The 284-nt window shown below is 64.8% G+C and carries 1 pseudogene; it reads right to left on the reverse strand.

Annotation, left to right across the window (positions count from 1 at the left end):
* Positions 1–132: pseudogene (locus tag EN861_RS36585) on the reverse strand (NAD(P)-dependent oxidoreductase); the annotation flags it as partial.
* Between the last annotated feature and the right edge of the window lie 152 nt (positions 133–284).

Here is a 284-nt window from a genome sequence, read left to right on the forward strand (position 1 = left end):
GGCCTGGCGCAGCGCCTCGAATTTCACCGGCGAGCGTGTCGTGCCGAGAATGGCAGTGCCATCCGGGTTGGCGCGCGCAAAAGCCTGGCCGGAATAGCCGGCGCCGAAAATGAAGAAGCGTCTTTCACTCATCAGGAAACCTCTGCGGAATGTCGCTGCGCCAAGAACCATTCGTCGCGCACCGCTGCGTCGCCTTCGGTCTGCAAGGCCGATGCGGCATGCGTCGCAAAATCGCGCGCAGGCATCAGCCGCGACAGTGCCCATACCGCCGCACCCCGCACCAG

It is taken from the genome of Mesorhizobium sp. M8A.F.Ca.ET.218.01.1.1, from assembly GCF_004791165.1.
Lineage (GTDB): Bacteria > Pseudomonadota > Alphaproteobacteria > Rhizobiales > Rhizobiaceae > Mesorhizobium.